Here is a 701-nt window from a genome sequence, read left to right as displayed (position 1 = left end):
GCTGCGCGTTCGGCGAGCGCCGCCGCGACGCGCCCCGCCTGCGCGTGCGAGATCGCCTCGATCCGCACGCGACGCGACGTGCCGTCGTGGTCGAGTCGCGCGCCGTCTGTCGCGTCGAGGGTGAGCACGGCCGCGCACCGCGGCGGGGGCGGGGCTCCCTCGGCCACCCGGACGATCGGAATGTCGGCGTCGGCGGGCACCGGCCGCTCCCCCGAACCGGCGAACACGACGGCGCCGCGCGTCGCTTCGGCATGCGGCAGTGCGGGGGCGCCGCCACCGTCCACGCCCGCGCCGATCCCGGCCGTGTCGCCCACGAGCCGAAGTTGCCCGGGCGACTGCGCCAGGCACAGCTGCACCACGAGCGCCCGCACGACCGCCTCAGCGAGCACCGGCGGCCCGCAGACGGCGATCCCCGCCATCAACGGCACGTGCACGGGCATGTCGTCGAGCGTCCGCGCCCTGCGGCGCACGTCACGGGCATCCGTCGCCTGCGCATCACCGTCCACGCGCAGCGCGCTGCGCCCCACGCCGCGCCCCACGACGATCACCTCGTCGCGCCCCGGCACGACGCGCCAGATCTCGTCGGGGTCGTCGGCGTAGCCGGCGACGTCGGGGGTGCGCCGCCACGCCCGGCGGCGCTCGACGTCGTGGCGCTCCTCGACCTCGCGGTCGAGATCGGCGAGCGCATCGGCGGCCTCGCG

1 pseudogene is annotated in these 701 nt (G+C 77.7%); it reads right to left on the bottom strand.

The annotated features are described in order from the left end of the window. Window positions 1-701, bottom strand: a pseudogene (locus tag G3N18_RS15820) (FtsK/SpoIIIE domain-containing protein); the annotation flags it as partial.

Origin of the sequence: Microbacterium paulum, assembly GCF_015707995.1 — a bacterium.
In the GTDB taxonomy this organism is placed as follows: domain Bacteria; phylum Actinomycetota; class Actinomycetes; order Actinomycetales; family Microbacteriaceae; genus Microbacterium; species Microbacterium paulum.
Note: the sequence above shows the minus strand (reverse complement) of the source record. Positions and strands in the feature narration are given on the sequence as shown.